21 protein-coding genes, 1 tRNA gene and 6 pseudogenes are annotated in these 26,867 nt (G+C 41.4%); 8 read left to right on the forward strand and 20 right to left on the reverse strand.

The genetic code is table 11. The features are described from left to right. Positions 1-112: 112 nt before the first annotated feature. The 7 genes from QNH10_RS00660 to QNH10_RS20330 all read right to left on the reverse strand — a co-directional run bounded on the left by QNH10_RS00660 (position 113) and on the right by QNH10_RS20330 (position 8,596). The gene (locus QNH10_RS00660; RefSeq protein ID WP_283733125.1) at positions 113-1,300 is read right to left on the reverse strand and encodes an amidohydrolase; all 1,188 of its coding nucleotides are present in this window, start codon (positions 1,298-1,300) and stop codon (positions 113-115) included. A gap of 85 nt (positions 1,301-1,385) precedes the next feature. Next, the gene (locus QNH10_RS00665; RefSeq protein WP_283733126.1) at positions 1,386-2,822 is read right to left on the reverse strand and encodes an MFS transporter; all 1,437 of its coding nucleotides are present in this window, start codon (positions 2,820-2,822) and stop codon (positions 1,386-1,388) included. A gap of 277 nt (positions 2,823-3,099) precedes the next feature. Continuing rightward, the gene (locus tag QNH10_RS00670) at positions 3,100-5,436 is read right to left on the reverse strand and encodes a helix-turn-helix domain-containing protein (RefSeq protein WP_283733127.1); all 2,337 of its coding nucleotides are present in this window, start codon (positions 5,434-5,436) and stop codon (positions 3,100-3,102) included. A gap of 127 nt (positions 5,437-5,563) precedes the next feature. Beyond that, positions 5,564-6,715, reverse strand: a complete 1,152-nt coding sequence (gene tnpB / locus QNH10_RS00675; RefSeq protein ID WP_283732479.1) for an IS200/IS605 family element RNA-guided endonuclease TnpB — start codon at positions 6,713-6,715, stop codon at positions 5,564-5,566. 10 nt (positions 6,716-6,725) lie between these two features. Continuing rightward, on the reverse strand, positions 6,726-7,124 hold the full coding sequence (gene tnpA / locus QNH10_RS00680) for an IS200/IS605 family transposase (RefSeq protein ID WP_283733128.1): 399 nt from the start codon (positions 7,122-7,124) through the stop codon (positions 6,726-6,728). Positions 7,125-7,349: 225 nt separating this feature from the next. Then, the gene (locus tag QNH10_RS20325; protein ID WP_347177950.1) at positions 7,350-7,883 is read right to left on the reverse strand and encodes a transporter associated domain-containing protein; all 534 of its coding nucleotides are present in this window, start codon (positions 7,881-7,883) and stop codon (positions 7,350-7,352) included. Continuing rightward, positions 7,877-8,596, reverse strand: a complete 720-nt coding sequence (locus QNH10_RS20330) for a CNNM domain-containing protein (RefSeq protein ID WP_347177951.1) — start codon at positions 8,594-8,596, stop codon at positions 7,877-7,879. Before QNH10_RS20330 ends, QNH10_RS20325 begins: the two co-directional genes overlap by 7 nt. Before the next feature lie 165 nt (positions 8,597-8,761). Here QNH10_RS20330 and QNH10_RS00690 point away from each other — a divergent pair. Beyond that, positions 8,762-10,158 (forward strand): annotated as a pseudogene (locus QNH10_RS00690) (dipeptidase). Between the two features lie 39 nt (positions 10,159-10,197). Here the strand turns inward: QNH10_RS00690 and QNH10_RS00695 are convergent. Next, positions 10,198-10,797, reverse strand: coding sequence for a nitroreductase family protein (locus QNH10_RS00695; protein WP_283733129.1), 600 nt, complete (start codon positions 10,795-10,797; stop codon positions 10,198-10,200). Between the two features lie 178 nt (positions 10,798-10,975). On the opposite strand from QNH10_RS00695, the pseudogene QNH10_RS00700 reads away from it, so the two are divergent. Next, positions 10,976-11,829, forward strand: a pseudogene (locus QNH10_RS00700) (DegV family protein). A gap of 99 nt (positions 11,830-11,928) precedes the next feature. Here QNH10_RS00700 and QNH10_RS00705 read toward each other — a convergent pair. Together QNH10_RS00705 and QNH10_RS00710 are read right to left on the reverse strand one after the other, a co-directional pair. Next, positions 11,929-12,417: an amidase domain-containing protein gene (locus QNH10_RS00705; protein WP_283733130.1), complete on the reverse strand. Its 489-nt coding sequence runs from the start codon at positions 12,415-12,417 to the stop codon at positions 11,929-11,931. Between the two features lie 177 nt (positions 12,418-12,594). Then, positions 12,595-13,375, reverse strand: a pseudogene (locus tag QNH10_RS00710) (alpha/beta fold hydrolase). A 404-nt stretch (positions 13,376-13,779) separates the two neighbouring features. Between QNH10_RS00710 and QNH10_RS00715 the strand changes: the two are divergent. Beyond that, entirely contained in the window at positions 13,780-14,331 is a 552-nt protein-coding gene (locus QNH10_RS00715; RefSeq protein ID WP_283733131.1) for a DUF6241 domain-containing protein, read from the forward strand. Positions 14,332-14,366: 35 nt separating this feature from the next. On the opposite strand, the gene QNH10_RS00720 is transcribed toward QNH10_RS00715, so the two are convergent. The 4 genes from QNH10_RS00720 to QNH10_RS00735 form a co-directional block, all read right to left on the reverse strand. Then, complete coding sequence (locus tag QNH10_RS00720) at positions 14,367-14,690, reverse strand: hypothetical protein (protein ID WP_283733132.1); 324 nt, start codon at positions 14,688-14,690, stop codon at positions 14,367-14,369. A 66-nt stretch (positions 14,691-14,756) separates the two neighbouring features. Then, the gene (locus tag QNH10_RS00725; RefSeq protein ID WP_283733133.1) at positions 14,757-15,104 is read right to left on the reverse strand and encodes a DUF1878 domain-containing protein; all 348 of its coding nucleotides are present in this window, start codon (positions 15,102-15,104) and stop codon (positions 14,757-14,759) included. A gap of 62 nt (positions 15,105-15,166) precedes the next feature. Then, on the reverse strand, positions 15,167-15,379 hold the full coding sequence (locus tag QNH10_RS00730) for a hypothetical protein (RefSeq protein WP_283733134.1): 213 nt from the start codon (positions 15,377-15,379) through the stop codon (positions 15,167-15,169). Then, complete coding sequence (locus tag QNH10_RS00735; protein WP_283733135.1) at positions 15,369-15,578, reverse strand: hypothetical protein; 210 nt, start codon at positions 15,576-15,578, stop codon at positions 15,369-15,371. Before QNH10_RS00735 ends, QNH10_RS00730 begins: the two co-directional genes overlap by 11 nt. 223 nt (positions 15,579-15,801) lie before the next feature. Here QNH10_RS00735 and QNH10_RS00740 point away from each other — a divergent pair, with 223 nt between their 5' ends. Together QNH10_RS00740 and QNH10_RS00745 are read left to right on the forward strand one after the other, a co-directional pair. Then, positions 15,802-16,011 carry a hypothetical protein gene (locus QNH10_RS00740; RefSeq protein WP_283733136.1) on the forward strand — a complete coding sequence of 70 codons (210 nt, stop codon included), beginning with the start codon at positions 15,802-15,804 and terminating at the stop codon, positions 16,009-16,011. Between the two features lie 94 nt (positions 16,012-16,105). Continuing rightward, positions 16,106-16,405 (forward strand): hypothetical protein, encoded by a 300-nt coding sequence (locus QNH10_RS00745; RefSeq protein ID WP_283733137.1) that lies wholly within the window; start codon positions 16,106-16,108, stop codon positions 16,403-16,405. 251 nt (positions 16,406-16,656) lie between these two features. Here QNH10_RS00745 and QNH10_RS00750 read toward each other — a convergent pair whose 3' ends face one another. Both QNH10_RS00750 and QNH10_RS00755 read right to left on the reverse strand, forming a co-directional pair. Then, positions 16,657-17,505, reverse strand: coding sequence for a tyrosine-type recombinase/integrase (locus QNH10_RS00750; RefSeq protein ID WP_283734533.1), 849 nt, complete (start codon positions 17,503-17,505; stop codon positions 16,657-16,659). Between the two features lie 194 nt (positions 17,506-17,699). Continuing rightward, positions 17,700-17,770, reverse strand: a tRNA-Ala gene (locus QNH10_RS00755). A 184-nt stretch (positions 17,771-17,954) separates the two neighbouring features. On the opposite strand from QNH10_RS00755, the gene QNH10_RS00760 reads away from it, so the two are divergent. Together QNH10_RS00760 and QNH10_RS00765 are read left to right on the forward strand one after the other, a co-directional pair. Continuing rightward, a complete protein-coding gene (locus tag QNH10_RS00760; RefSeq protein ID WP_283734534.1) occupies positions 17,955-18,917 on the forward strand; it encodes a DUF2804 domain-containing protein in 963 nt (320 codons plus the stop codon). A gap of 563 nt (positions 18,918-19,480) precedes the next feature. Further along, positions 19,481-19,963, forward strand: a complete 483-nt coding sequence (locus QNH10_RS00765; RefSeq protein ID WP_283733138.1) for a YusW family protein — start codon at positions 19,481-19,483, stop codon at positions 19,961-19,963. 215 nt (positions 19,964-20,178) lie between these two features. On the opposite strand, the pseudogene QNH10_RS00770 reads toward QNH10_RS00765, so the two are convergent. Further along, a pseudogene (locus tag QNH10_RS00770) lies at positions 20,179-22,007 on the reverse strand (ABC transporter ATP-binding protein). After that, a pseudogene (locus QNH10_RS00775) lies at positions 21,988-23,728 on the reverse strand (ABC transporter ATP-binding protein). Before QNH10_RS00775 ends, QNH10_RS00770 begins: the two co-directional pseudogenes overlap by 20 nt. A 270-nt stretch (positions 23,729-23,998) precedes the next feature. Here QNH10_RS00775 and QNH10_RS00780 point away from each other — a divergent pair. After that, positions 23,999-25,648 (forward strand): sensor domain-containing protein, encoded by a 1,650-nt coding sequence (locus tag QNH10_RS00780; protein WP_283733139.1) that lies wholly within the window; start codon positions 23,999-24,001, stop codon positions 25,646-25,648. A 50-nt stretch (positions 25,649-25,698) separates the two neighbouring features. Here QNH10_RS00780 and QNH10_RS00785 read toward each other — a convergent pair whose 3' ends face one another. Continuing rightward, positions 25,699-26,148 carry a threonine/serine exporter family protein gene (locus QNH10_RS00785; protein ID WP_283733140.1) on the reverse strand — a complete coding sequence of 150 codons (450 nt, stop codon included), beginning with the start codon at positions 26,146-26,148 and terminating at the stop codon, positions 25,699-25,701. Between the two features lie 15 nt (positions 26,149-26,163). Then, a pseudogene (locus tag QNH10_RS00790) lies at positions 26,164-26,852 on the reverse strand (threonine/serine exporter family protein). Positions 26,853-26,867 lie beyond the last annotated feature (15 nt).

A 26,867-nucleotide genomic window follows, 5' to 3' on the forward strand; every position in this document is an offset into this window, starting at 1 on the left:
AAACTATCGGTTTGTCTTTCACTCAACTTACAAAGTTGTAATGTTCTATAGGGTAGTAAAATAAAAATCCATACCACACTGAAAATATGTGGCATGGATTATAACGTTACCTTTAATCTACTTCATAGTAACTGCAAACAACTTGTCCAACAGCTTTCGCGGCTACGAGGAGCGCATCCTCATCAATATCAAATTTCGGATGATGGTTAAAGTAGGGATTCTCTACCCCTTTTGGTGTACATGCAATGTAGAAAAAGCATGCCGGGAATTTTTCTGCATAATAAGCAAAGTCCTCAGATGGTGACATCGCAGGGAATTCCTTTACTTCTTTAATGTCTTCATCATCCATGCTCCGTAAACTTTCCGCTACCTTCGCTGTAAGCTCAGGATCGTTGTATAACGGCGGATAATCCGGCGTATACGTAAGCTCACATTTTACGTCAAATTCTTCTTCAATCCCTCTAACAATCCGTCTAACTTCTCTCTCAATTGTTTCTTTTGTTTCTACTGTCATATAGCGAATATCGCCTTCCAGTTCTACACTGTCCTTGATCACGTTGAATGTACCTTTTCCATCAAAAGATCCGATTGTAATTACGCCAATATCGAATGGGCTTAATCTGCGGCTAATAATGGTTTGAGCAGCTGTCACAAAATGGGCAGCAGCAACAATGGCGTCATTTGCAAGATGTGGGGAGGAACCATGTCCACCTCTTCCTTGAACTTTTAATTTCATATATGCTCGTCCATTGAAGGAATATCCTGCATGATAACCTACTGTACCCGCAGGTCCCATAGGCAACAAATGTATACCATATACAGCATCTAAATCATCAAGCAAACCAGATTCCACGATGCTTTTTGCTCCGCCCGGCGGCACTTCTTCAGCATGTTGATGAATGATTTTAATAGTACCTGGAATAGAGTCTTTTAATTGGATTAGGCAATCAGCTAAAACTAATAAATAAGCTGTATGTCCATCATGTCCACATGCATGCATGACGCCTTCATTCTTCGATTTGAACCGTACATCTGTCTCTTCAACAATTGGAAGCGCATCGAAATCTGCGCGCAAACCAATTGTTTTTCCAGGCTTTCCACCTTTAATTGTTACGATTATGCCATGTCCATTTCCAACATTCGTATGAATCTCGACATCTTTTCCCTTATAAAAGTCCGCAATAAACTGAGCTGTTTTCTTCTCTTGAAATGAGATTTCAGGATGTTCATGTAAATACCGGCGTATGTTTATGATTTCTTCTTTGCGTGATTCAAGCATGCTCATTAATTCACTTTTCATAATGCCGTCTCCTTTTTTGATGGTGCAGAATGAAAATGTCCTCCATCCCGCACCAAATTATTACTAAGCTTCAGATCTATTTCTATTAATTTGTAGCTTTATTTAGTGTTGGGACTGGTTGTTGCAATGGAACATCTGTAACTTCTGTTGTTTTACCTGCATTTTTAGGTACCATAATCACAATTGAAAGAATGGCGAGTACACCGAAGATGACATTTACGATAATCCCTGCCGATGCTGCTGTCTCAATACTTCCAGCAGCTGCAACTGAGCTATAAACAGTTGCCGAAATCGCAACACCGATTGCACTACCAAGGGAGCTTGCCATTTTGTAAACGCCTGCTGCTTCCCCTACTTTCTCAGATGGGGCATTTGAAACAGATGTATCTGTAGATGGCGTTGCATAGATACCAAGTCCAAGACCGAATAAGACAAACCCAATAAATACGACGACTGTATACGCAAAATCAGGCAAGAAAGTTAGACCCATGACCGCTACACCGATAGTACTGATTATTGCCCCTGCTACCATTGGTAACTTCGCTCCAACTTTTTGAAGGATTTTTTCACCAACACGAATCATCGCGAGAACAACGATTAAATATCCGATCGAAAGCATTCCTGCTTGAAATGCCGTGAATCCTCGACCTACTTGGACATACGTATTAGCAACAACGAGTGTTCCGGCAATCGCATTTAATAAGAAGTTTGAATACGTTGCGCCTGCATATGGTTTATTTTTAAACAACGAGAAATCGATAAGCGCAACCGCTTTTCTTTTCTCTACTTTATAGAAGATAATTGCTCCGACAATGGTAACGACTGCAAGAAGGATAGTAATTGCGCTTGTCCAGCCTAAGTCTGCACCGAATGTAATAAAAACGTTCAATGCTATCATCGTTACGATAAAGATAGCCAAACCACTGTAATCGAATGTAAATTTACCGCTGCCTGCTGCCTTGCTTTCAGGTGTATCTTTAATAAGCCACATAGCAAGAAGAGCAAAAATAATTGAGAAGATAAAAATCCATTTCCATCCCATATATGTTGCAATGGCACCGCCCGCAAACGAACAGACACCTGAACCGCCCCATGATCCGATTGACCAGTAACTAAGTGCACGTTGTCTATCTTTTCCATCAAAGTATGCTTTCATTAACGCGATCGTTGCTGGCATAATACATGCTGCAGAAATACCTTGGATGATCCGTCCGATAATGAGTAGGACAGCTCCTTGTACAAATACAAGACATAAAGAACCAATAATACTTAACACTAACCCGATATACGTAATCTTTTTGCGTCCAATTTTATCTGCGAGTCCACCAGCTGCTACGATAAACATCCCAGAGAATAATGCTGTTAAACTGATTGCAATATTTAACGTTCCATGCGAAACTCCTAAATCAGATTGAATCGCCGGTACCACGTTGACCATCGCCTGTGCAAAAAGCCAAAATGTGATAACCCCGAATACAATCCCAGTGATTAACTTATCTGTACCTTTGTAACTTGTCTCCATTGTTACCCCTCCTAAATTTTTTTAATTCGTTTTGTAAAGAAACGATATATTGGATTAAATAAGGCCTTAGGTTATTGTTTCGTTTCTATACTTCGATTATAAGAAGTTAGGCTGTAAGAAGAGAGTCAATAATTGTTCAGATCACGAGGTGAAAGAGCAAAAGTATTAACCTATCATTTACAGCGGAAAAAATATGGGGTAGATTTTTGTCATTGTCAGGTCCGATATATACAATTGAAAAAAGCCCTCCACTGATGGAAGGCTTCATTTCGATGAATCAATAGGCTTTTCGAATATCAAAAAAGTGAATCGCATTGCTTGTCAAGTTAGAATAAAACGACCATTCATCTTCAATTGATTCATCGAAAATCTCCAAAGAAGGACGACTGGAATGGATAATATAATCAATGATTTCCGCATCCATGCCATACTTACTGTTCAGATTACGCCACTTCGTATAGAGCGCACCATTATTTTTATCAAACACTTGCTTACGGATCTGATAATCTCCTTTGGGGATTCCAGAGACTGTTACGTGTACTTCCTTATGCAGCCTTTGAAGGAATGCCTCTTCCGTGGATAAATAAGGATTGATAATGGTTGTATTCATGATGATTAATTGATATCCCCGGTCATTTTTTGTCATTACGTAGTTCTGATCCTGTGCAACAATCTCGCCTTGTAGACGTTTTAAAAACATCAGAGCAAAATAAGCAGGACGTTTCCCCTTAAGATAGTGGAATAATTCAACGCCATCCATCCGATATCGTAGATCCCTTCCACTTTGCTCATGTGTTATCGTATTAATCCAAAGAGCAATTGTAGTCACGTCTCTGGATATGTCCAATATATTTTGTAAAACCAATGCTCCTCTAAAGAATGTCCCATTCGTATACCGCGTATTACCTGATAATGTGTTCCACGCAACGAGATGAAGCGGTTTTTCAAGATGATTCCTTTTTAAATAGAGCTTCAGTTTATTGGTTTTTTCCTTGATGTAATCCTTTGCCAACTCAAATTCCTTTTCTGCCGTCTCTTCAAAATCAATTACTTCATTCTGATTGGCGTTATAACCGATGAAGTCGATTAACTCGCCATGTTCCAACTGCCATTCATGATGGGTGCTCGTTTTTTCTTTAATGAAAGAAAAAGGCATATACACGCCTACTTGAATGGAAGGAATCATCGTTTTTAATATTTCATGTAATTTTATATATGTTCTCTTTAATTCAATTGCATCCACTACTGTAGGATAAGGCTCATAAAACAGTACATGCCATTGTTTTACAAACGACTCCCCATATCGTTGTAAGCAATGTCTTATGAATTGAACAAGTTTGGTAAAATATTGTTCTCCATCTCTTGATATATCTATATAATCAATCCGAATAAACAAAGATAAATCATGATTCCTCATAAATTCTAAAGCATTATCAATATTAAAATATGGGGAGGTTGTTGGAATCTCTTCGTCCGTCTCTACTTCCGGCGGGATCCCCGTGCTACTAGAGGGGTGACGGACTCCTATAAACCGTAACTGCAAATCCTTTTTTACTTCTATGATTTGCGAGCGAACATCTTCTTTTAACAGCTCAGATATTTCTCCAACGATCAGAATATGATCAGGATAATGTAAGTTCACCTTCGCAAGATCGGATAAGGCAATTGGCAACTTTTCATACCGAAGTTCAGTCAGGTTGTAAGATTTCTGATCATCTACATTCATGTTACTCAACCTCTCTATAATCTCTGATGACTGAATCAGATGTGAAACGTCTTCCTTGCTATAGGTTTGAACTGAATCCTCCTTTTGAACATTATGGGTGTCTCGATAGACATGCGGAGTCACTCCATGTACTTCTTTAAAAAGGGTTGAAAATGCTTTTGTGTTTGGAAAACCATTGTTCATGGCAATTTGCGAGATGGAGTCATCCGTGTAAAGCAGTTCCTTCATGCCATGCTTAAGCCTGATATTCATTAAATAACGACTAAACCCAATCCCCATATTCTGTTTAAAATAGCGGGATAGATAACTTGTAGACAGAAAGTATTTCGACGCAATTTCCTCCAATGTAATCATCTGATCATAATTTCTTTCCATATAGTCAATGATTTGCAATAGGCGCCGATCACCCGTATCTATTTTCTGAATGATACTACCTTCCGCTTTAAAACTTCGGATTAATATAAGGAGCAATTGACAGATATAGCTTGTAAGCTCAATTTGATAGCTTTCATCTTGTCTATAGTAACTAATCATCACATTTGCCAACAGCTTTCGTATGGCAAGAATCTTTTCTTCTCTTCCAAGATCAACTTCTCTTGAATAACATTCAAAGCGATGATTGCGATAGTTTTCATAATGGTGCTCCATGAAACCGTCAGATATGGACAATACCATTATTCTATTCTCTTCATCACCTTGAACTTGGTAAAGCTGATTGCGATTAATGACAAGTAAATCGTTTTCTTCCATATGATAAAAACGATCGGATGTCTCTATTTTTATCTTGCCGCTAAGGACAAAGATAATTTGAATCCCTTTATTGATCCGCGGCACCGTAGCATCAATATGTTGAAATGATATTTGAAAATCTGACAATGGATTGTTCAAACGAATCACCCCTAATTCAAAGTAAATACAAACCTATTATATAGTTGAACCTCTCGCCACTTAACAAACTTGCAGTTTGTTTGAAGTGGAGATTCCTAAGAACACTGACGTAACCATCAGTTATTGATTAGGCTATCCCCGCAGTACCTACGGTTAGAAGCCTTCCGGCTTCGTTTTTAATATTTTTACTCGCGTTAATATCCCTATCGTGATGCGCACCACAAGAGGGGCAGCACCATTCGCGCAGTGCGAGATGCTTAACGTCTTTATTTTGGTATCCACAAGATGAACAAAGTTGGGAACTTGCGAATGTCTTAGAAACAGCAACAACTTGCTTGCCATACCATTTCGCTTTGTATTCAAGCATTGTTCTAAATTGGGACCAGGATGCTTCACTAATCGCTTTTGCCAATTTACGGTTCTTTAACATGTTTGATACTTGCAGATCCTCAACACCGATGACATCGTGGTTTTTGACAATCTCGGTAGAAATTTTATGCAAGTAGTCCACTCGTGTGTTTGTGATTTTTTCATGCAGGAGGGCGACTTTCCGTTTTTGCTTTTGATAGTTTTTTGCTTCATCAAGTTTACAGTTTCTCTTTAAAGCTAATCGTTGCCTTCTGGAGAGGATGCGCTGTGCATCAGCGAGCCTTTTCTCCATCGTTCGAAAAAACTTGGGGTTTTTGTATAGCGTCCCATCTGACAGGATTGCAAATTCCTTCAGACCGACATCGATGCCGATGGAAGAGCCGGTCTTTGCTAACTGCTGTATTTCCACTTCAGCCAGAATGGATACAAAATATTTCCCAGATGGATTTCGTCTGACCGTTGCATTAAGAATGCGGCCTTCAACTTCGCGACTTTTGGCAAAACGGACAAACCCAAGTTTAGGAAGTTTGATTTTATTTCCTTCAACCGCAATATTTCCATTCGTATGTTTTGTTGTATAGGATTGTACTTTATTCTTTTTCGATTTGAATCGGGGTGCTTTATTTTGCCGTTTAAAAAAGCGTCCATATGAATCTGCGAGATTCCTAAGTGAAGATTGGAGGGCAATGCTGTCAACTTCCTTTAACCACGTCAGTTCCTTTTTCAGCCGTGTTAATGCGGCAGAACAGGAATTGTATGTCAATCCTTTGCCTGTTTCTTTGTAGGTGTCATTCCAACGCGCCAAGAAATGATTGAATACAAAGCGTGAGCAACCGATGGTTTTAGCAATCAGTATTTCCTGTTCTTTGTTTGGATAGATACGGAATTTATACGCTTTATTGACCAGCATTGACCTCACCTCACTTCAAACCTTGATTTTCAATATACCGTTTTACTACTTCGATAGGAGAACCACCAGCGGTTAGCAAGCAAAAACTTCTTGTCCAAAACATTTCCTTCCACAGTTTTTCTCTAACGTGTGGAAATTCCTTTTTGATCATTCGAGAACTTGCACTCTTATAAGCATTGATGAACTTGGACATTTCTGTGTTTGGATGGGCCTTGAATAGAATATGAATATGGTCGGAATCGTGATTCCATTCAACTAATGATATATTATATTTCTCACCAAATTTTACAAACATGTCCTTTGCGTAGTCAGACATTTCATCATTGAAAACTTTTTTTCTGTATTTAACGACCAAAACAAGATGATAATACAGTAAGAACACTGAATGGCTGTTGCTATCTAATTTCATTGTAGTGTCAGCCTTTCTATTGCTTAACACTAATTACACTATTAAAATACTAAGTATTCAAACAAATTAATCTTCAGGCTTATGCCTAACCGACATTCATCTCCCACTTACTCATTGGGCTTTGCCCTTCACATTCCTTGAAGTGGGAGTCTTCTGTCGGAAATTGATAAAAAAAACACCCTAAGCTATAACAAGCTAAAAGGGTGAAAGTGCGGAGCGGTGTAGTTATTCTTCTTCAGCTTCCTTATCAAATCGTTTCGTTATCTTCATCTTCACAATGCGGCTTCGATCCATTTCTTCGATTTCGAAAAAGAGATTTTCATATGTAAACCGCTCTCCCGGTTCAGGTACATGGCCTAACTCCTGCATGACAAACCCGCCAATTGTTTCGAGGTCGCTCGGCAAGTCTACATCCAAGAGTTCGATAGCGTCGACAATTTCAAGCCGTCCATGGCAGATTAACAAATGATCATCTTTTTCATAGACAAGTACTTCCTCATCGAAGTCCGTTTCATCCTCGATGTCTTGACCTATCATCTCTTCAATAATATCTTCATGCGTGACAATTCCAAGAGTCCCGCCATATTCATCCAAAATGACGGCCATATGTTTCTTCTTTGCAAGCATAAGCTTAAACACTTTTTCGACACTTGATGTTGTCACGACGAAAAGAGGTTGATCATCCATGAGTTCGGATAGTTTCTTTTCAGGCTGCATCGACCATTCAATCAGCATTTTCGAATAAAAAATGCCTACCACCCGGTCAATGCTTTCCTCGTACACTGGATAACGCGTGTAAAAGTATTCGAGAATTGTATCCGTACTTCTTCATAAGTCGATTCGATCGGAAGTCCAATGACATCTGTCCTGTGTGACACCATAACGTCGGAAACGTCCTTTTCAGGGAAGTCAAGTACACCCTTCAACCGAAGTGACTCCTCTTGCAAAAATGTTCCTTCTGTCGATGCGATGTCCACCATTGAACGCAGCTCTTCCTTCGTCAACGTCGCTTCGGTCACCGCGCCTTTTGAAATGATGCGGATAAAGAAGTTTGTGAATAAAGCAAGAAATGCTGTTAATGGGGTAAGTAGTTTGACAATAAAAGAGATAGTTGGTGCTACTACGTATGCAATTCGATCGGCAAATGTCGCCGAAATCGTTTTCGGCAGTACTTCACCGAAAATAATGATGACGACCGTTAAAATCCCCGTCGAAAGTCCAACCTTCCAACCTTTATCGATTGCGATCATCGTCACAAGCGTCGGCATCATAATATTCGCCACATTGTTTCCGATAAGAATTGCCGTAATCATGCGGTCTGGCTTCGAAATAAGATCCCTTAATTTGATTGACTTACGGTCGCCTTGTTCAGCGCGAAGTTGGACCTTCATCCGACTGACCGCGGTTAATGCCGTCTCACTCCCCGATAGGAAGAACGACACGAATAAAAAGAAGCCAAGTGCGATAAACAAAAGTGATTCCTCCCGGTGTTATCTGTACTTCTACAATTCGTTCAATTTAGTAACTTTTCAATATCATACCATACTCATAATATATCCGTCCTTTTAAATAACTTGATTCCCGCCGACATGATATACTATTTTTATTCACGAATTAATTTGAAAAGAGGGATTCACTTGAACCATCTAAAATCATTGGACGCCTATTTCACGGCAAAAAGAGACGAACATTTGAATGAATTGAAGGATTTTCTCCGTATCCCGAGCATTAGCGCATTGTCTGAGCATAAGGGAGATATGCAAAAAGCGGCCGAGTGGCTGAAGGATTCATTCCAAAAAGCGGGGTTGGAAAACCTTTCAATCGATGAAACCGAAGGACATCCAGTCGTTTACGGAGATTGGCTTCATGCGGAAGGGAAACCTACTATTCTTTTCTACGGCCATTATGACGTTCAGCCTGTCGATCCGTTGAACTTATGGGAAACCGGTCCATTCGACCCCGAAGTTCGTGATAATAAATTATATGCACGTGGGGCAAGTGACGACAAAGGACAAGTTTTCATGCATATCAAAGCGGTTGAAGCGCTTATGAATGAAAATGGAAGCTTGCCAGTGAATGTTAAATTCATTATTGAAGGCGAAGAAGAAATCGGTAGTCCGAACCTTGAGAAATATATCGAGGAGAAGAAAGAGAAGCTTGCAGCAGACATCATTGTTATTTCTGATACAGGAATGTACGGACCCGGAAAACCAGCAATTTGCTATGGATTACGTGGTTTAGCTGGCGTTCAGATTGACGTTAAAGGTGCAAAAGGCGATTTGCATTCAGGTATTTACGGTGGCGGTGTACAAAACCCGATCCATGCCATTTCGGAAATTCTTGCATCATTCCATGATCAGGAAGGTACTATTTCTGTTGAAGGTTTTTACAATGATGTACGTCCTTTAGCAGATGAAGAGCGTGAAGCTTACCGTGCGCTTGACTTCAATGAAGAAGCTTTGAAAGATGAAATCGGAGTGAATGAGCTTTTCGGTGAAAAAGGCTTCTCCTATTTGGAACAGACTTGGACACGCCCTACTCTTGAAGTAAATGGTGTATTTGGCGGGTTCTCAGGCGAAGGCATTAAAACTGTATTGCCATCTGAAGCTGGCTCGAAGATTACATGCCGACTTGTCCCTGACCAAGATCCTGAAGATATCGTGAAAAAATTGAGAGCGCATATCGAAAAGCATAAACCGGCGGAGTAACAGTGACTGTTACCGAGTTCGATAAAGGAAAACCGTTCATCACGCCTTTCGATCACCCGGCTATCCAAGCTGCGGGCAAGTCATACGAAAAGGTATATGAAGTACCGACTGCTTTCACACGTATGGGTGGTTCGATTCCAATCGTGGCGGCATTCGATGAAATCTTGAATTTACCAGTCGTTCTTATGGGCTTCGGCTTATCAAGCGAAAATTTCCATGCCCCTAATGAGCATTTCCATTTGGAGAACTTTGATAAGGGATTACGTGTAATTGGTGATTATTATTACGAGCTTGCTGAGTTTACGAAGGATGAATTGAGGAAGTAAAAAAAGGGTAATCCCGATATACCGGGATTGCCCTTTTTTTTATTCTTCCCCAGCCTCTTTTGCTTCTTCTCTGCCGTAGTATGTCACGATGTCCTCGAGTGGTGTGCGGGTGCGGTTTTTTGGGTAGTCGTCATAGTAGCCGAATTGGAGCATGCTAATGATCCGTTCGCCTTGTTTGACGCCAAGTTCTTCACGGAATTTCGGATTATCGAGGAATGGAGGTGTCTTCCAGCAAGATCCGATACCTTTATCCCACGCTAAGAGCATCGCATTTTGAATGAGCATACTTGCTGCTGCATAGTCCTCGAGCCTTTCCTTTTGACGTACGTCTTCCTTCACAACAACGAAGACGACTGCTCCAGGGGCACGGAAATTCTTCATTTGCTTTTCCAAGTCCTCCTCGGAAAGCTCTTTCCATTTTGGAACTCCGTATTCCTTTAAAACATCTTGGAATTTCACATACTCTTTATTGGCAGCTACGATGAAACGCCACGGATTGCGCAACCCATGGTTCGGCGCCCATCTTGCATCATCTAAAATCTCATTTATATTTTCAAGATCGACCGGCTGCCCGTTGAAGTTCTTGATCGAGCGACGGTTGACGATTGCATCCCTAACCGATAATGCTTGTTCATTCATAATTTTAAATTCTCCTTTTGATCATACTTCCAACTATTATACACAAATTCCTTGCAACAGGAAGGATGGCCCTCTTCACTGGAGATATTCCGACATTTCTTCATTAGGTATTCCGCAAGATTACTTTCCGTAGTATAATAATAAAAGGAATGAAAGTTTTGAAAAAGGATGGCGGACTATGACAAAAAAACCGATTGCATGGATTACTGACAGCACGGCATACATCACAGAAGAATTGAAGCAACACCCCGATTTTTATTCGATACCCTTAAATATACATTTCGGGAAAAGCAATTTGTGGATGGGATTGACCTTACACCCAGCCAATTATATGAAAACATTAAGAACGCGACTGAGTTTCCAAAAACATCGCAACCTTCAGCAGGGGAATTTGCTGAGAAGTTTAAACAGATTGCCGAAAACTATGAACAAGCAATAGCCGTGCACGTTTCGTCCGAATTAAGCGGAACACTTGCCTCTTCGATGGCAGGCGCAGAAATTGCTGATTTTCCAATAACGTTCATTGATTCCCTATCTGTTTCTTACGGCATTACGGGGTTAATCCAAAAAGGAATGAAGTTGCAGGATTCCGGTGCTTCTGTTAATGAAATCAAGGAAAGTCTTGATAAGATTGCAGGATCATTAAATAATTTCATTCTCATCGGTCAATTGGAGCAACTATACAAAGGCGGGCGTATGAATGGAGTCCAATTTTTCCTTGGCAGCCTATTAAAAGTGAAACCAGTTATTCAAATTACAACTGATGGCAAATTAGAAGCGATTGAAAAAGTACGTTCTGAAAAGAAAGCGCTTCAGTATTTGGTCGACAAAGTGCTTGAGAGGCACCCAACTAAAAAGGGCAAAATTTACTTGATGCAAGGCAATGTGTTAGGGCAAGCCGAGCAGCTGAAGAAAATGATTAGGGATGAAGCTCCCGGTATTGAAGTCGAGATCGGGATATTAGCTCAACACTGGCGGTCCATGCGGGCGAAGGAACGCTTGCTGTGTTGTGGTATGACTGAACTCAAGTAACAATACAGTAGCACAGAAAAAAGCTTGAGATAAAATTTTTCACCTCAAGCTTTTTTATTTTCTTGCTTCCAGTCATTAAATTCACAATCTTTTATCTGTTCAGGAAAAATTATCGTTAACTTTAAAGAATGCATACTTCGCATTTTCCCGCCAGGCGTAAGAATCCTTGTAGTCCCACGTCCGATGATAGGCGTCATACGTGTGAGCATTGACAAGTGGCGCACCGTTGATGTCCTTCGCGGTGACAATAGTTGAGTGATCGTATCTCCCGTCCCCCTGGAAATCATAGAAAATGAGATCCCCCAAATCCAACTCATAAGGTGAACTGACCTTCTTCGCGGTTAACCCTTTCTTCGACGTTGCCACATACCAATGTAATGAATGCGAAACCGACCAGCTGAAACTCCAAGTCCCACCTTGCAGCCACCAGCCCCGCTCACGGCTTGGATACCCATGCATCGGTGCACCGCCTGCCCGTAGGCATTGCGAAATATAATTCGTGCAATCAACATCGAATGAAGGATATGCCGGATTCCTGCCATTCCACCATTGATCCGCATACCGGACCGCTGCTTCACGATTGTACATACAATAACCTCCCCCTGCCATGGTATGAAGAAGGTGTAAGAGGAATGCACAATAGTTGTGGCATCTAATGTTTTATTCTGAAGTCCTTTTTCACTGAAAATAAAAAGAAGCCTTGCCATAAATTATTTGGCAAGGCTCTAAATATGGAGTATACCGAGTTTGAACTGGTGACCGGTATTAATTAATGATTTGTGTCAATATCCGATTAAACTTATCACGCTCTTCCCAAAAAGCACCATGACCACTGTAGTTAAACGGTACTAACTGCGAATTTGGGATTAATTCATTTTGCTCCTTAGCTTGTGAAAATGGAATAACTTTATCGTGGATGCCGTGAATAATTAACGTGGGGCAACTATTTTTTGTAGGTCCTCGTACAAATTCTCGTCTCTCAATAAAACAATGATTGCAGCCGTCGACCATCCCGCGGCTTGCATCCCCATTTGAAAGAACCAATCAGAGAATTCTTTGGTTATATACTGAAAGAAAAAGCCATCGATTACTTCCTGCATCAACTTCGGGCGATCATTTAACGTTTGCATAAGATATCGATTCGCAGTTTCCTCCGAAAAACCTAAAGGTGCAGCAGCATCAACAAGTACAAGATGGGTGACTCCGTAACCGTTATACCTTGTCATATATCGAATCGCAATAGCTCCACCCGTCGAGTGACCTACAAGCGCAAAGTTTTCCAATTGAAGTATACCGATAACCGCACAGATATCATCGGCCAATCTGTCTAATGTATAACCGTCGAATGGCTTATCCGAATTGCCAAACCCTCTCCAGTCTATGCCGATACAACGATACCCCAAAGACGGAAGAACATTAAACTGATATTCGAACTGTTATGGCTCAACGGCCATCCATGTATAAATACAATGGTTTTGTTGCCCTTCGGATTAAGATCTTCAACATACAAATTCACACCCGACTCTACAGTAACCAAATATCCGATAACGATTCCTCCGTTGTTATAATGGCTTCGCCTATAAGATATTCAGCTTTGAAGACAAACGTGATAGTCTTCTGTTCCATGAAAAAGAACCCTACTGCTAAAAACAGCAGATTCTTCTACACCACCGCCATATTCGTCGCTGGAAATTAACAAAAAGGCGAATCAAAACAAAAAAAGAACCTTGCCAAACGTTAGTTTGACAAGGTTCCTTGGTTATGGAGCATTACGGGTTCAAACCGGTGACCTTCACACTGCCAGTTTGATTTGCCACGAACATTAGATGAGTTCAGAATGACAGAATGGGAAAATTCTATGTGTATTTAATTAACTGTTCCCTGCGGAGCGGTTTTTCTTTATGAGAACCAATATTTGGTGCTGTATATTTAATTAAAGGGGTGAATTGAGTGAAAAATAAGAAAATATTTATTCCGTTAGTTATTGTTCTACTGGCTGTCGTTGCCTATTTCATGTTCATTCAATGGAATAAAGAAATCTTAATAATTGAGGAAAAACCTGGAGTTCCTAATCTTGAGGACGATGGGATTGTAAAGCCAGTAATTGAAGTTTCTGAAGAGAGAAAAATACCTGTTGAAGTGGAGTTGCCACTTTCAATGCACGAGCTTGCTGTACAAGAAATCATTCACGCCATGAGCCATCAAAAAGTGAAAGCCGACGGAAAGTGGGGCTTCCTCCCTTTAACTCAGGAACGTGTTCAACGTCTAATTGAAGTTGTTGAAACAAACGAAAGCAAATACGATAACGCTTCAATTTATTTAGACATTCTCAATCGTTGGGCTGAAAATGATTTCTCGAATGCTGATAAGGAACACAATATTATATGGGAAATGCAGTCCGGCACAATTGGACGAGCTTACGGAGTTTTAAGTTATGAGGAGGAACTGGAGTTTATCCAAAAACATTTTAATGTTGAAATAAAAAAAGTAGAGCCAGAGTGAAATTGGCGCTACTTTTTATTTTGTGTCATTTGTTTTTACAGAGGTGGTAACGTGCTACCCAAAGTCTTGCCGATTTCATTCAGTTTATCTTTGGCAGCTCTTCCCCACACTCGGGAGCCTTCTGCTTCTTCTCTTAAAACTTGCTGATGAAACTCGGAAAAATTGTCTCTTAACCAATACAATTCCCACATGTTATGAAATAGTTTTCCGACTCCTGCAAGCCTGTCCAAGTTTCTCGTGCATGTTTTACAAATTATAAAGACGTTTGTAACTGGATTGGGATATTCCCACTCCCCAACCATAATGTTTGCCGAGTAGTTCGGCAAATCACGCTCGCATACTTCACAATTCAATGCCATGAAATTTCCCCCTTTACTATTAATTCGACTGTAATATAGCAAAAAAAGATGTTTTCTTAAAGCAAATCAGTCTTGTTGGCTCATGTAGTTTTGATATTTTTGCATATTACCATAAAGGGTGGCAAAGACTTCTTCCCAACTCTCACGTCTGTGGTTTTCTTGTGCCAGTGCTTCTACAAAATGATAATTTCCATCGTGTTGCGGAACTGCATCATAAATTCTTTGTTCAAAAGAGCCATGATGAACATTTTCTCCTGCACCTATTTTGGTGCGGTATTCATCAAAAATATCCATGATTGCTTCATGTTGTTCTTCAGTGATTCTGTATTCAAAAAGCAATCTGGAATATGGAGTATTTTCAAATAGCAATTGTTGTCTGTATTCGATAAAATCCAATCTCTCATCAATGGTCATTCTTCTCACCTCCCATATATTCAATTCGACATCTTCCTATATTTTCCTTCAAATAGCTACAATTATTTTGACTCAGTTCTTTGAGTCCCGTCATATTCATGACCAGTAATTGTTGCTAAATCTCTATCAAGCTCTTTTGTCGCTTCAAACATAAAACATTGGTAATTCGGGTTATTTTTGTTTTTAGTGGAATACAGGAAGTTGTGACCGAGCTTCACGAGCTCAACAAAAAGCGACTTTTTATAGATGACTTTTACTTTTGATTCACAATTCATACTTCCGTAACTCCTTATTAATTTCATTCAAACTTTTTTCATCCATCATGTTAGACCCATAATAAATTCTCAGGGCATTTAATAGAATTTCATAACTACTGAGTGTAATCTCAACATAGTTTTCATCAAATATGTATTCACCTACAGCAAACGTCTCTCGAGAAATTTCATCAATAACAGCTTGAGTGGTTACCAACAACGGTCTACTTCCTTTCATATCCCATACGCACCGCATAGCTCAATCATCTCCTGTACTTGTCTGATAATTCTAATCATATCCGGCCAAATAGTTGCTGGGAACCTCGTTAAATATTAATTGAATAACGGGAATAGTATTACTTTAGAATTCACCTTTCCAATTTAAAAATCCTCACTACAATAGCTCCAGATAACAAAAACAAAAATGAAATGGGGAATTAATTATGACAACAGAAGAAAAAATCGCAATTCTTAAGAACAAACAACAAAGCTTAAGTGAAGATTCAGTACGAACCACTCTTGAGGTTTTGGTCGATTTATTGATTGCTAAAGAAATTATCACTTATGAAGAGATAGAAACTGCTATTGAAACGAGGTTTATAACAGAGATTCTTGAAACTGCTGAAGAAATTGGTATTGGGTTCAAACATTAACAAAAACGCACTGGGCATGTCCTGGTGTGTTTTATTTTGATAAACAAGGAAATAAGTCTCACATAGCGAATATATAAATTGGGGGGTGATTATAATGGCACAAATACAATTAGATAATGGAATCATTAAAATCGGAGATATTGTAAATCGGATTGAATACTATACACAAGAAGTTGATTATTCCGTATGCTACCGAGTAACAGGGTTTCAAACATACGAAGGCGAACTGCAACCCAAAGTACTCATGTTAAAAACTGCCACAATGCAACCATACATTACACGAGATGGTGATTTAGCAAGAACCACATGGCTTAGACCTTCCGAAATTTTAAAAAATATTGAATTATCACCAAAGAAGCAATCTTTATTTTCAAAATTCTTTGGTGGTAAATAATTATTATACTCATCATTAAAACCGTCTGGCGCTATCGCTGGGCGTTTTTTTGTTTTCATGAATATAAACAAAGAAACCACCACCGAATGGTAGTGGTCGTCTATTGCAATGTTAATTCCTTTTGTTATCTCGCTTCCGACTTATTAAGTTGTCACTTCCAAAGAAACCTGCATTAGCATGTTTTTCAATTACGGTATTGTCTGCCATATGGACATAATTTAATACAATCCTCAAGTCGGAGTGTCCCAATATCAAGCGCAACGATTCAACATCTCCAGATGATGAAGATAATGCGTAGCTGCCGAGTGTCTCAGTAAATGAATGTAAAAGCGTTTCGTGATTCCTGCTTCAAGAGCGTATTTCTTAAAGTCTCTCAAAACATTGTTGTTATTTAACATTCGACCTGACAGAGAAAGAAAGAGCAAATCGTCCACTTCCCCTTCAAACAGCGCATTTTCTTCTTGAAGTTGCAACAACAGACGATACGTTTTGTTAGACAACGGTACAATGCGAGCTTTACGACTCTTAGCATTGGTGGAGCGAATTATAATAGTTCGGTTCGTATGGTCAATATCATGCGGGCTAATCAACAAGCATTCGGTTATACGCAACATGGAATCCACTAACAGATGTAAAAGAACATAATCACGAAAATTCTTGAATGATTTATTGGAATGTCCTTTAACCACTTTCAGCAGATTATTCAATTCTTCACGAGTTAAAATCTCAATTTCAACTTCATCTTTTCTGAACCCTTCAAATTTGTTAAATGGATTGTCTTTCAACATTTCTTCCTTCAAGCACCAATTCACAAATGTTTTGAGGTATTTCAAGCGACCCTCAATTGTAGCATCTGATAATCCAACCGTTTGAGCATGTTCTGGAAAATATTTATGTCCTTCATATCGAACAGCTTCATTTTTCATCCAATATACATAATCAGCAATAAATTGAGTTGTAATGTCTGAAAGATATAATGTCCTGTCACTTCTGCTTTCATGGAATTTGGTAATGCTTTTGAACAATCCCACATGCTCGTTTAAAGTAGATGCTCTTAAATTCTGTTTCTGTTTAGCTTCAAGGAACTTTTCAAATACAATTTAGACTGATTCCTTTTTTACTGCTTTTTCTGCTGTCCTCCTGTGTGGTTGTCGTTTTGCAGTTGTTGGTCTTTCATCGAAATACTTCAAAATAAAAAACTCCCATCGTTCTGTAATTTAACAGATGTGGAAGTTTCGTTGCGTTCCACTCAAAAATTGAGTTGAACACTTTCGATATTTGATTAACCAAGGTATGGAGTCGATGGGGATTGAACCCACAGCCTTCGCACTGCCAGCGCGACGCTCTCCCATTGAGCTACGACCCGTATTATTTTTACGAGTCAATAACTGCCAGCGTGACACTCTCCCAGCTGAGCTAATGCCCCGTAAATCTGATACAATATAAATTATAACATGGTAAGCAAAAAAGACAATAGTTTGGGGGGATCTTCTTGCAGCATGCCGAACGGGAGATAACGGACCAGGTGAATCTTTGCGATCGCAAGGGGATGCTGAATCCCGAGGCGATCGGCTTTGCCCGCCATCCGCTCATTATAAGCAATTTAAAGGGTCATTTCATGCGGAAAAAGAAATGGAATTATTGGTGTGTGTTCGGCGAGGACCTTCTATTTTCTGCAGCAATCAGCCATCTTGATTACGCGGCAGTTTGCTTTGTTTATATTCTTGACTACGAAACGCAGCGCTTCTATGAGAAACAGATTGTGCTTCCGGTTGGCCGAAAAGTGAAGATGCCGGAGGAAGTGCTTGAAAGTGTAAAATTCGTGAATGACCGAATTTCTGTTCAGCTTGTGCATATGCAAGGAGAGACCCATCTTTCCGTTACAATCCCAGATTTTGATAATGAAGTGCTCCATGCCGACTTGCATATCTTACACCCGGAGCATGACGACTCCCTCAACGTTGTCATCCCATGGAAAAGGGATTTGTTTCATTTTACGGCGAAGCATTATTCATTACCTACAACCGGTTTTGTAAAGATTGGTGATAAACGCTACAATTTCAATCCGGATTATAGTTTTGCCGTCCTTGATTACGGACGCGGGGTTTGGCCGCGTGATGCGGAGTGGAATTGGGCAATGGCGTCCCAACGCTCAGGCGGTCGTCGGATCGGACTGAACTTTGGAGGCAAATGGACAGACGGAACAGGTATGACGGAGAATGCAATATTTGTGGATGGCGTTATGACTAAGGTTCATGAGGATGTCATTTTCACGTATAGTCCGGAAAATTATATGCATCCTTGGCATATTCGCACTAAGTTTTCCGATCAAGTCGATATGACTTTTTCTCCTTTCTTCGAACGAACAGCCAAGACGAATGCTCAGCTAATACAAAGAAATGTCCATCAGCTCGTCGGCTATTTCAACGGCCGAGTCAAGCTGCACGACGGTACATTTCTCCGCATCCGACAAATGCTCGGCTGCGCGGAGGAGCATCGCGCTAAATGGTGATTTTAATATGGGGGATACAACAACCGGCCGGGCGCTGGTTGTTTTTTTGTAGAGGAAATGTGGTTATCACCGCTTAGACCGGAGTTATCACCGTTCGATTGTGGTTTATCACCGCTTAGATGGTGTTTATCACCGGTTAGAGCACCTTTATCACCGCTCAGGCGGAGTTTATCACCGACTCGCATGATTTATCACATTCAGAGTACAATTTCTCTTGCAAACGATGCATGAAAAATCCCCACTATTGGTTATCACCGACTCGGCGGGGTTTATCACCGACTCGGCGACTTTATCACCGACTCTCAGCCTGTTATCACCGACTCTGGGAGGTTTATCACCGACTCTGATGATTTAACACATTACCTTTTGACAGCAACTCCGACTTACTTTGGATATGCACCCCCTGCCCTGCACTTCGGTCGCAGCATCGCCGTCTTTGAACACGGCAAAGCCTTCTTTGGACGAAGAACCACCATCTTTCGACGCACTCCCCTACCCCAGTGTTTAATTTCACGTTTGGAAGGAAATTAATGAAGAGATACTATAACTGGAGGTTTGCTATCATGAGGAACACTTTGAGGGCTGCGATGTTCTTTTTATTCGCTGTGCTTATTTTGGGAGCTTGCGGAAATTCGAATAAGGATGTGGGCAAGGGGCCGGACGAGCCTCTACAAAAGAATAATACACTTGTCGTCAAAGAAGACGTTGAAGGCGGAACGTTGAACTCTGGTTCAGGATATGGGTTTAATAAGTTCGATTTGGAGATAGAGGTTGATGGGCAGGACGTTGTAGATGCGCAGTATGCAGTTGCCAAATCACATAGTGCCTCATACGAGAATAAGTTGGCCGACTTGAAATTGGAAGGCACAGAAGCATTCAATACGCTTGATGGTCTTTTCATGAATATTATGCTGACGAAAGATACTTCGAAGAAGGATGCGATTGATAAGATTATGAAGTGGTTTGGGTTGGATACGTATACGAAGTTCGATTTGGAAGTCGATTTCAGTGATGGAACGAAGTTGGATATTGACGATAGGAAATAACCAAAAGCGGAGGGCGCTCGCCCAACAGAGGTTCGCAGTCTAAGAACGCCGCGTCGTGCGGCAACGACTGCATGACCGGCATCCAGCCGGCCCCAGGCATAAGACAAAGATGCGTAGTGGCGCCTTTTGCCACGAATCAGCTTTATCTTATGACCCGAGCAGTTAGCGCCCGAAGCCAGACGAAAAAAAGGCTGCGTAGAGACGCAGCCTTTTTCTTATATCTTCGAGTCCATCAACATCGTATAGTAAACGCCTTGTTTTTCGATCAATTCGTCTTGGTTTCCGGATTCGATAAGTTTTCCTTGGCCCATGACGTAGACGGTGTCAGCTTTTCGGACTGTGTTCAGTCTGTGGGCGATGACGAAGCTTGTTCGTCCTTCCATCAATCGCTCGAGCGCCTCCTGGATTTGCAGTTCCGTGACGGTGTCGATGCTGCTTGTTGCTTCATCTAAAAGCAGCAATACCGGGTCTGCGACAAGTGCTCTTGCGATGGAGAGCAATTGTTTTTGACCTTGTGAAATTTCTCCCCCGTCGGCAGTCAAAACTGTATTATAACCATCTTCAAGTCTGGAAATGAAACTATGTGCATTAGCCTGTTTCGCAGCTTCTATTACTTCCTCATCCGTGGCATCGAGCCTTCCGTAGCGGATGTTTTCCATGACGGTTGCTTCAAATAAGAATGGATCTTGTAAGACAAATGCCATTTGACTGCGCAGTGTTTGACGTGGCAAGTCTTTGATTGGAATACCGTCGATTAAGATATCCCCTTTATTCGTTTCGTAGAATCGGGCAAGCAGTTGCATAATCGTTGTCTTCCCTGCCCCGGTTGCGCCTACGAATGCTGCAGTTTCACCTGGCTTTACTTGGAAGGAAACATCGTCGATCGTATAGCCGTCCGTTTCGACAGCATAACCGAAGGATACGTTCCGGAACTCGACGTCCCCTTTCAATACTTTATCTGCATGTTCCTTTGCGTCATCTTTCTCAATTGGCTCATCCATTATCCCGAATACCCGCTCTGCCCCGGCGATTGCCGAAAGCACCGTGTTGAACTGGTTGGATAGATCATTAAGTGGTCTTGTAAATTGACGCGCATACTCAGAAAAGATAACAATTGTACCAATTGTGACGAGACCATCACTATTAAGCGCCAATAGACCGCCGACACCTGCAACAATTGCGAAGGCGGCGTTATTCAGAAAGTTCATCACTTTAGGGATGAACCCTGAATATGTCATTGCCCAAAATCCTGTCCGACGAAGGCGGTCGCTTTTTTGAGCGAATTCTTCCATTACCCGTTCTTCTTGGGAAAATGCTTTGACAATCCGCTGTCCGGAAATCGTCTCTTCAATCATTCCGTTCAACTCACCAACCGCTTGCTGCTGTTCTTAAAGAGCAAGCCTGTTCGGCGAGTGATCCACCGAATGGCGATGAACATGATCGGAACAATTACCATCGTCAACAGCGTTAAAAACGGGCTTAAGTAAAGCATTACAGCCAATGTTCCCGTCAATGTCAAAATACTCGAGAACACTTGGATGAATGAAGAGTTCAACGTCTGGCTGACGTTTTCAATATCATTCGTCAGACGACTCATCAATTCTCCATGCTGCCGTCTATCGAAAAACGTTACCGGCAGCTTTTGAAGATGGGAGAATAAATTCGTGCGCAATCTAAGTACCGTTTGCTGCGCAATACCAACCATCCAAAAACTTTGAAAATAAAGTGTCAATGATAGTCCTGCATAAATTGCAATCAACAGCCCGATGACGCCTGCCAGACCGTCAAACTCCATGGGGATGATGTATTTATCTATAATTGTACCAATCAGGAATGGCCCCATTAGTGCAAGACCTGAGCTAAATAGAACTAGAGTAAGCACCGTAATGAGCAGACCCCGTTGTTCATCAACAAGCTTCCAAATTCTTAGTAAAACTGACTTCCAATCACCCGCCCGTTCTACCTTTTTCCTGTTAGGACCTTTTATATCTTCCTTCTTTATAATCGGTTCATAGCCGAAAGGTTTACGAATTATCCGCACCATTGATGATCACCTCCTCTTCCGACTGGGATTCAGCAATTTTCCGATACAATTCGGATTGCCCCATCAATTCTTTATGGGTGCCGTATCCAACAACTTTCCCCTCATCGAGTAGGAGAATCCGATCCGCACCTCTTGCTGTCTGAACTTTTTGAGTAACAACAAGCATTGTTGCGGCTTCTTCTTCCAATGCCTCCCATAAAGCATTTTCCGTTTTAACATCGAGCGCACTCGTGCTGTCGTCAAGAATCAGGATTGAAGGCTTCCGAACAAGTGCACGTGCAATGGAAAGTCGTTGCTTTTGTCCACCTGATAGATTGACCCCTTTTTGTCCAACACGCGTTCTGTACTTTTGAGGGAATAAATCAATTGATTCGTGAATTTGTGCCTTTTTCGCAGCTTCCTCAAGCTCATCCGGCGCAGCATCAGAATCTCCCCATGAAAGGTTCTCAAGGATTGAACCTGTGAACAGAATTGATTGCTGCGGAACAAGCCCGATCGTATCGCGCAGGTCCTTCAACGGCCAATCATTCACTTCAACTCCTCCGACAAAAATCTTCCCATCGGTCGCTTCGAAAATTCGCGGGATCAGATTTAGAAGGGTGGATTTACCTGATCCGGTCGCCCCCATAATGGCAAGTTTCTCACCAGCCTCGACATGGAAGGAGACATTATCCAATATCGGTTCAGACTTTCCTTGATAATTAAACGAAACGTTTTCGAAACGCAACTCCCCTTTATATTGAGTGAAACTGGAGCTTTCCGTATCATGCTGTTCCAAATCATCGTTCGCAAGCAGTACTTCCTCCAACCGTTCGGATGATGCTTTAGCCCGTGAGAACGCAACAAGGATCCATGCGAACATTGAGAATGCCCCTGTCATCCGCATTGCGTAGTTGACGACGGCAACAAGTTCACCGACTTGTGCTTCCCCAGTACGGATTTCAGTGGAACCGAACCATAGGACGGCCATCAAACTGACGTTCATTACAAACAAGAGAACCGGTAAAATGAGCTCCATCATTCGCATCGCTTTAACAGTATCCATCTTTAATGCATTTGCGACTTTCATGAATCGACTTGCTTCATACATTCCGCGTAAATAAGCTTTTATCAAACGGACTGCCTGTAAATTCTCCTGGATAACGCGGTTGACTCGGTCAAGCCTACGTTGAACGCCAGAAAAATAGCCGACCCCTTTTCGCGCCATGATGAATAGGAAAATGAAAAGAAATGGCGCACCAATGACAAGATACATTGCCAATTTCACATTGACAACAAACGCCATCACCAAACTACCAATAACTAATAATGGCGCTCGCAACATGACACGCAAGCCCATGAATAGGACGTTTTGCGCCATCGATACGTCGCTCGTTAATCATTATCAATCCCGATGTTGGGAATCTTAAAAACGTTGCCATGGAAAATGACTGCACTTGGCGGAATAATGCCTGGCGCAGGTCAAAAGCGAAACTTTGTGCTGCATGTGCCGCAAAATAGGAATTGATCACACCTGAAAAGAATGCGACAAAAGCCAATCCCATCATGGCACTTCCCCACGTCCAAACGACGCTAACGTCTTCCGCCAAAATTCCATCGTCAATGATCTTGGCGATCAATAACGGCTGGATTAGCTCCACCGTAAGCTCCAAAAACATGAGGAGCAAGGCGATGAGCATAGGCCACTTATACGGCTTTGCGTATGAAAAAACTGTCTTCATTTCCTAACCCCCAAAAACTACTTCGTAATACGAATTATTTTCTCTTGTCACCATTATGCCACAGACTGAGATTTCTGTATAGAGTGCATATTGTGTAATTCAGAAAACCAAAGTGGACATTATCGAACGAAAACAGTGAAATTCCACCACCCTCACAATGTCTTTTTTGGCAATAAAATACTTTATTTGCATTTGAATCAAATTACAATACATATTAATCTCTCATCCTATATAATGGATGATATATGCACTTAGAAAGGGGACAAAAAGATGAGTTCGGCAAACACTACTACTCTTAATGAATTGCCGCAAATCATGGACAGTCTGATACAATTCCTAATGGTGACCCGTACTGACAGTGAAGGCTTGATTACATATACAAATAACAACTTCCTAGTAGCAAGCGACTGGACGCCAAAACGTATTTTAGGTAAGTCCTTCTGGCAAATGTTTTCCGAGGACAAAGAAGGCCAGGCACGGGCTGACGTGATTTGGGACAAGATCTCATGTGGAAAATCATGGTTTGGAAAAGTTGAAAAGCTTTCAAGAAATGGAGAGCCCTACTATGTAAAAATGGTTGCTATCCCAATGATGAATGACGCTGGGATACTTGAATCCGCAACGTTTCTTGAGCTTGATATTACTGAGGATGTGGAGCTGCAAGAAAAATTGCAGCAAATTGCTTTTATTGATTTTGAAACAGGATTGATGAGCCGACATAAATTAGAGGCCGTGGCAAATGAGTATATCAATGAAAACAGACATTTTTCATTCGTCTATATAACAATAGATCATTACTACACATTGAAAGATTTACAATCGAATGAATCAGAGTCCGTTTTGATACGGGAATTCACTAACCGGCTAAAAAGGTATTTCCAAGGGGATCCGATTGCACGAATGGGAGTCAGTCAATTTGTCGTGTTGACAGGCTTCGGAGATTGGTTTGTCCAAGGATTCCTCGAGTTTTTAAAGGAGCAGCCGATTTATCTAGACAATCATTCCTTACCTCTTTCAGTAAGCGGTAGCATTGTTCGCTATCCTGAAGACCAGCAGTCCTATACGCAGCTGATTAAAGCATCTTTGGCCGCTATAAGTAATCACGCTGACCAAGGGAGTAGCAAAATTTCTTCTTTATCTGCCGATTCCCATAAAGGTTTAAATCGTCGTTTCATCATTGATAAAAAAATGCTAACAGCTTTGGATCATAATAATTTACAGGTTTTCTACCAGCCACAATTGGACATTGCGACGGATAAAGTGCAGGTCTATGAAGCTCTTGTAAGATGGGAAGATGAGGAATTAGGGTCTATAAATCCAGATGAGCTTATTCCGATTGCAGAGGAAAATGGATTGATACATGCAATCGGGGCTTTTGTTATTGAGGAAGCCGCAAATCTCGCGATGGAGTTAATGAAGAATGATCAAGATATCAGTATCTCAGTAAACACTTCTGTCAGGGAGTTCGGCGGTTCATCCCAAATGAAAGAGAAATTGATGGGCATTCTGAAAGAAACAAAATGCCCGCCTGAAAAGATCCAGTTGGAGATAACGGAAAAGTTTGCATTCCAAGCTGAGCAGGAACAATCCATTATCCACCAGATGAAAGTTTTAAAGGATACGGGCATTCAATTCATCTTGGATGACTTTGGGACTGGATATGCATCATTTAGGTATATGCAGCATTTGCCGATTTCAAAAGTGAAGATCGATAAGGTTTTTGTGAATTCGTTGTTGACCATGTCGAAGACAAAGCAACTTGTCGAAGGGATGATCCTTTTCGGTAAATCGATGGGCTTCTATGTCATCGCAGAAGGGGTCGAAACGAAGGAACAGTTCGATCTATTGAAGGAAATGGGTGTGGATGCTGTTCAAGGATATTATATCGGGGCACCGATGAAGAGAGACGAAGTATTTTAAAAGACGGAGTACTCCTAGGACGAGTGCTCCGTCTTTTTTATATTTATTAATTACTGAACTCCCTTTTTCTTCATTCGGGATCTAAAAAATAGTTGAATGATTACTTCTGCAAAAACGAGTCCCATTGCGATTGCGCCTGATACCATTAGGGCGCGTGTTGCGAAGGAGATTGCTGTCAGGTGGTCGTTTTCGACGAAGTGGCGCATCGCATTGTATGCCGTGCCTCCTGGAACAAGCGGGATGATACCAGCTACGCTGAAGATGATCATCGGAGTCCGGAATCGTTTTGCAAATATATGAGCAACGAGCGCAACAACGAATGCCCCTAAAAATGAAGCTTTAATAAGGTCGCCCCACAATACATTGAATACGCTATAGACCATCCATCCTGCCATACCTACAAATCCACAGTATGCGAGCATTTTTCGCGGGGCGTTAAAAATGATGCCAAATCCTGCAGCCGCAAGGAAACTGAGGATGGCCTGTACTAACCAACCCATTTACATCCACCCTTCCTAAAAAGACAATACAAGTGCGACACCTGCCCCGATTGCAAAGGCGGTTAGAAATGCCTCCGCCCCTTTCGCCACGCCTGACATAAAGTGTCCCGCCATCAAATCGCGAACCGCATTTGTGATCAACAGTCCTGGAACAAGCGGCATAACCCCGCCGATGATTATCTTATCAATCTGCTCTCCCATATTCGCCTGTATAGCTATGAATGCGACAAGCGCCACACTTAAGGCGGCAATGAACTCGGCGAAGAACTTTACTTTTGTAAGTTCCTGGATGATTGTCACGGATACATACCCGGCTCCCCCGGCAAGGAAAGCGGCAGGTACATCCATCCATATTCCTTCATAAAGAATGAGGAAACTTGCACTCGCAATACCTGCTGCAAGAATTTGAAGCCATAATGGAAACATTACGTTCGTCCGTTCGATTTCACGCAAACGTTTATATGCTTCATCTACTGTGTACTGCTTAGCGGATAATTTTCTTGAAACATCATTGACAAGTGCCACCTTTTCGAGGTCAGTGGAGCGGTTTTTAATGCTGATGAGCCTTGTATGATGGGACTTCCAGGTGACAAAATAATGCCGGTAGGCGTCACAAAACTTTCAACTTCATCAAGACCTTGCGTCCGAGCCATGCGCTCCATTGTATCTTCAACACGGTATGTCTCCGCCCCGGCCTCCATCATCAGACGTCCTGCAAG

The sequence above is a fragment of the Sporosarcina thermotolerans genome (genome assembly GCF_030067815.1).
Lineage (GTDB): Bacteria > Bacillota > Bacilli > Bacillales_A > Planococcaceae > Sporosarcina > Sporosarcina thermotolerans.